The sequence below is a fragment of the bacterium genome, from assembly GCA_013360195.1.
In the GTDB taxonomy this organism is placed as follows: Bacteria; Electryoneota; RPQS01; order RPQS01; family RPQS01; genus JABWCQ01.
This window is the reverse complement of sequence record JABWCQ010000036.1, coordinates 1-5,177: the sequence shown is the minus strand read 5'-3', so window position 1 is coordinate 5,177 and position 5,177 is coordinate 1. Positions and strand designations below refer to the sequence as shown.

Sequence of the window (5,177 nt, the reverse complement as noted above, 5' to 3'; positions counted from 1 at the left end):
CGCGGTCGCAGGCAACGGATTGGTGACGTTGAACTGGAACACGCTGTCCGAGACGGATGTGGATCACTTTGAGCTGAGCCGTAACGGTTCGGTGGTTGCAAACGTTGCGGCGATGAACAGCGCGACGGGTGCGAACTACAGCTATACGGACAACGGCTTGACCAACGGCACGACGTATAACTACAGTCTGGTTTCGGTGGATGTGAACGGCGCCCGTCAGGCATTGGCGACGCTGTCGGCGACTCCGAGCGGATCTGCAGTTATTACTGAGTACGCCTTGCATCAGAACTACCCGAACCCGTTCAACCCGACGACGAACATCGCGTTCGACATGGTTGAAGCAGGCAAGGTGACGATCAGTGTTTACAACCTGATGGGCCAGAAGGTTGCCGAACTTGTGAACGGCAATATGGAAGCAGGCCGTCATGTCGTGAACTTTGACGCGACGGGTCTGTCGAGCGGACTCTATCTGTATAAGATGGAAGCCAACGGCTTCACGGCTCAGTCGAAGATGGTGCTGATGAAGTAACCAGCGTGGACGCTGGACCCCAATGAGCTGACGCGAACGCGAAAGCTTATTGGAAAGCCTTGAGACAGCGCGGGGCGAACCGAGATGGTTCGCCCCGCTTTTTTGTGTGGACTGGGTTGCAACTCGGCGCGGCAGTGCTTACCTTAGCGGAACAACTATTGGAGAAGCAAACATGTTATTCGGTGCGCATACTTCGACGGCGGGCGGACTGCACAAGGCGTTTGAGTGGGGGACGGAGTTCGGCTGTGAGTCCATTCAGATTTTTACAAAGAGCCAGCTCCAATGGAAGGGGAAGGAGATTGAACCGGAGGCGATTATCCACTGGTTTGAAGCTTGGGAGGAAGCCGGAGAGCCGCCGGTGTTCGTGCATGACAGCTACTTAATCAATCTCTCGTCACCGGAAGAGGAGTTGCGGAGAAAATCGGTAGACGGATTTGTGGACGAATTGGAGCGCGCGGCGCTGTTGGGAATTCCATGGGTGAACACTCATCCGGGTTCGCATAAAGGTTCGGGTGAAGAGCGCGGATTGGAGGCGTGCGCGAAATCGCTTAAAGAAGTGCTTGCGCGAACGGAAGAAATGGGAGTGGGAATCTTACTGGAGACGACAGCGGGACAGGGGGGAGATTTGGGAGCGAAGTTCGAGCATCTGGGATACCTGATACGTGAATGCAATCAAGACGACCGGATGGGAGTGTGTGTAGATACCTGCCACATCTTTGCGGCGGGCTATGATTTCCGGACACCGGAGACGTATGCGGCCACTTGGAAAGAGTTCGAAGAAAGAATCGGGTTAAGGTATCTGCGCGCGTTTCATCTTAACGATTCGAAATTTGAGTTGGGACAGCATCGCGACCGGCACGCGGCCATCGGCAAAGGTTTCATTGGCTTATCGGGATTCAAGCTGCTTGCCACAGACCCGAGGTTTGAGGGATTGCCGGGAACGACGGAGCTGCCGGATGAAGACACTCCATCAAGTATCGAAACGCTGAAGAGTTTACGGGATGAATGAAAAAAGGCCGCACGACATGTGCGGCCTTTGACTGTAAAGCGGAAGATGTTCACGGTGTGCAGTCTTGAAGCACAACGAAGAAGAGTTTTTCGCTTAGCCCGGTGAGAACCGTGGTAGCCTGTCCAACTGCGGCCACATCCACAGTATCTGCCAGCGTCCAGCCCGGGCCGGGTGGAGTTGTTGCGAGTGCAGCATCGGCAGTTGAGTAAACGTGATAGGTCCCGATTTGCGGCGCGTTCCAATTGAGCCTCACTTGATCATCGGCTTCCCATAGTATGGTGAGCTGAGCAGGTTCGAGACAGGGCGGGGGTGCGTTCACCGTGACAGAGCCCACCATGCCTGAGCCGAAATGCAGATCACAGCGATAGTTGTAGACACCGGACAGCGGCGCATTGAACGCGAAGTTATACGTAAAGTTGCTGCCGGTCGGAGCACCGCTGTAGAAGACCGTATCTGGTGTTCCACCCGACTCGCGGACATTATGAAATCCGGCAGTCTTCACCCAGCGCACGGTATCACCCTGCTGGATGGTAATATGGGCCGGGCTGAAGGACAGCGAATTCAGGTTCACGACATGTATAACAGCCAGAGCCTGGTGTGCGAGAAAGAGTACAAGCAGTAATCTGAGTTTGTTCATCATTGCCTCCTGTAGCTGCAAGGTGAAAACATGCTTTTGAAGGCTCTCCCATAGAGAACAAGCAACAATAGTTTACCAAGATTGTCAAGTATTCCTGAAGACAAAATAAAAAAGCCCGCCGTGTGGCGGGCTTTCAACGTGATTGGGCAGCTTAGAAAAAGACGTGGATTTGGGCTTCCACCTGCTTCTTGTTTCGGGCCTGTGGATCGCCGGTAGCAGGGTGTTTGCTTGCTGAATAGAGCCGGTGAGCCACGGAAACTTCGACCCACGGCAGGACGTATGAGGCTATACCCAAGGACGTCCGTTCAGCTTCTCCGGCAATGGATGAGGTTTCGGCGTTATCCAACCAATCGTAGGCTCCTCTCAGCCAAACTCCCTGATAGGCCATGATTTCCACTTGGGCGGTTGCATAAGCGGAGGTAATTGCGAAGGGAGTAATTGCCCACGGCAAGGTCCAGAATTCGGGAGTCAGCCAATTCTTGCGGTCATATTCGACCAGCAGCGAGGTGGCCAGCCAGCCGAAATTGGATGCCCCGTTGCCCGTTCCCATCCGGCCGTGAATACCCTCGAAGGCGATGCCTCCAAAGGCGCCCCAAGCAGTCGTTTTCGATGCAGTTCCGGGGAACCCAGTTTCCGGGTCTGCGGCCTTTCCGGGAGCATGGAACCAGCTCCCCCCTGCGGAGACCACCCATTTAGGCGCAAAGGGAAGCCGTCGCTGGCCATAGGCCCTCAGCAACCAGCGCTTCTGCTGGTCGCGGTCCATAGGGATGTTGCTTTGAGCCGCGGTATAGGAGCCGCTTAAGTCAATAGTGGCAATGCGGGTCCCCAGCTCCATGCCGACACCGTAATGCGGGGGAGTGGGCGTGGCAAAAGCACCTCCATCGAATCCACTCCACAAACCGGTCCGGGTGTAGGCAGTATGGTCGGCGAATCGAAGGCCGTAATTTTCTTGAAATTGTCCTGCTTTCGCCCAAGCTTTGAACCCTTTCAAATTGGCCATACCGTAGATTTCGCGGCGGCCGGACGCATCGGATACCCCCTCAGAAAAATAGAGCATGAACTGCTCGGTTGGCCGGATTTGGAGGTAGATGTTCCCTTCCATCTGAGCGGCGGTTCCGGTATTCGTGGACAGCGGCGCGGACAGCCCGGCCTCGGTGTCGACATCCTGAGTATTGGTGGACAGCCAGATGGTGCGGAAGTCCGCTCCGATGGTGACGTTATCGGACAGCTTGGGTTTGAGCTTTTCAATGGTCTCGAAGCTGACCGGCTTGACGGGGAGATATTGCGGTCCGAAGAACTGGCTTCCGTAGAGCTCGCGCATACCGTTTCCGGTAGGATTGGCATGGCAAAGGAAGCAGCTCTGTCCAAAAAGGGCGCTGTACTGCGGACGTGCCAAGGCGGAAGAGACGCTGAGGGCCCCAAGGGCGAACAAAATCAATAAGAACTTGCGCATGAAGCGAGTAGCCTTTCCAATGCGGGATTTAGCAGTAATTCTTTGATTCCATAGCAATATACATAACCTGACAAAGGGGTGCAAGGATGTTTGCCTCCTTGCTGAAAAGCCGCTATATTACAGTTTCTACTCGAATTGGCAGCAGCGGGCGGGCAAAATAGCCATTGATAGACCTTATTCACCATTCGATGATGAAATTCTCCAAATACCACGGACTTGGGAACGATTTCCTGCTTTTTGACAGCCGGGAGGGGTGCACCTCCGGACAATTCACGGCGGAGCGGGTGAGATTTTTGTGCCGCCGCCAGACAGGTATAGGGGCGGACGGGATTTTATTGAGGACAGATAGTGACAAAGCTCACCATCGGATGACGTTGTGGAATGCGGACGGCTCGATGGCTGAGATATCGGGCAACGGATTGCGGTGCTTTGTACTGTATTTGTCAGACCGGGGTTATGATGTTTCCGGAGAGATGACGATCGAGACCGGCGGTGGTATTCAGCGTGCGCGGTATCTGGGTGACCACGTGGTGGAAACGACGATGCCAGCACCTGATTTTGCGAAGACCGGCGCGCCGCAGACTTTGACGTTGACTTCGGTGGATCAGAGTTTTGACGTGCTTTCGGTCAATGTGGGGAATCCGCATGGTGTGATCTTCGGGCCGAAGCGCGACATTCCATTTGCGGAAAAATACGGGCCGAGTTTGGAAAAGAATCCGGCCTTTCCGCATGGTGCGAATATCGAGTTTGTGAACGTGATGAGCCGCGATTCGTGCAATCTTGTGGTGTGGGAACGCGGAGCGGGGATAACGCTGGCGTGCGGATCGGGAAGCGTTGCCACGGCTTGCGCGGGCTGCGCGGTCGGTCATTTTGATTTTGAAAGACCGATAGCGGTGCATCAGCCCGGCGGCGCGCTGCACATTACGGTAGCCAAGGATTTCAAAGAGATTCGGCAGCGGAGTATTGCGGAAAGAGTGTTTGAGGGGGTTGTGTAGAAAAAATTCCGCCGAACGGGGATTAAGCGAAGCGGTTCCCCGCCGGAACCTGAATTTTGGATGAAGCGCCCAGTTTGCTGGGCAAAAACCCCAAGCGATTTCACGAATCTCAAGCGCATTGTCATCCTGAACGTAGCAAAGGATCTTGTTGTGTAACCTAACAAGTTCAAGGGAATAGGAATTATGTCAAGTCATCAAGCGACTACAATTATTGTTCTACTTGCGGGAATACTGCTTGTTATGTGTATGCCTTTCTTTCAAGCTGCTTCGCCCACACCTGTTGTTGGATGGGAATACAAGATTTCTGCAATTAACGATATCGCATTCGACAGCGAAATGAACAGTATGGGTGAAAAAGGCTAGGAGTTGGTTTTCGCAAGGCGAGCAACAAGTGGGGGTGTATACTCATCCGAGCCACTATATGAGTGTATCTTTAAGCGGCAGGCAATTGTTGGGACAAGATAACAGAATTCCGGCGGGGAATCGCTACGTGCTTTTCAAGCACTGCGCTTAATCCCCGCTCGGCGAACGTAAGACGATGCGAATTAGACAAG

At 54.0% G+C, this 5,177-nt stretch carries 6 protein-coding genes; 4 read left to right on the top strand and 2 right to left on the bottom strand.

Features of this window, described 5'->3' with window-relative positions; genetic code table 11:
- Window positions 1-529, top strand: a 529-nt coding sequence (locus HUU59_13470; protein NUO20450.1) for a T9SS type A sorting domain-containing protein, incomplete at its 5' end; no start/stop codon positions are given.
- Window positions 530-701: 172 nt separating this feature from the next.
- Window positions 702-1,538: a deoxyribonuclease IV gene (locus tag HUU59_13465; protein NUO20449.1), complete on the top strand. Its 837-nt coding sequence runs from the start codon at window positions 702-704 to the stop codon at window positions 1,536-1,538.
- 49 nt (window positions 1,539-1,587) lie between these two features.
- Here HUU59_13465 and HUU59_13460 read toward each other — a convergent pair whose 3' ends face one another.
- Together HUU59_13460 and HUU59_13455 are read right to left on the bottom strand one after the other, a co-directional pair.
- Window positions 1,588-2,175 (bottom strand): hypothetical protein, encoded by a 588-nt coding sequence (locus HUU59_13460; GenBank protein ID NUO20448.1) that lies wholly within the window; start codon window positions 2,173-2,175, stop codon window positions 1,588-1,590.
- A 151-nt stretch (window positions 2,176-2,326) separates the two neighbouring features.
- Complete coding sequence (locus HUU59_13455; GenBank protein NUO20447.1) at window positions 2,327-3,628, bottom strand: hypothetical protein; 1,302 nt, start codon at window positions 3,626-3,628, stop codon at window positions 2,327-2,329.
- A gap of 191 nt (window positions 3,629-3,819) precedes the next feature.
- On the opposite strand from HUU59_13455, the gene dapF reads away from it, so the two are divergent.
- Both dapF and HUU59_13445 read left to right on the top strand, forming a co-directional pair.
- A complete protein-coding gene (dapF, locus tag HUU59_13450; protein ID NUO20446.1) occupies window positions 3,820-4,623 on the top strand; it encodes a diaminopimelate epimerase in 804 nt (267 codons plus the stop codon).
- A gap of 183 nt (window positions 4,624-4,806) precedes the next feature.
- The gene (locus tag HUU59_13445) at window positions 4,807-4,986 is read left to right on the top strand and encodes a hypothetical protein (GenBank protein ID NUO20445.1); all 180 of its coding nucleotides are present in this window, start codon (window positions 4,807-4,809) and stop codon (window positions 4,984-4,986) included.
- Window positions 4,987-5,177: the final 191 nt, after the last annotated feature.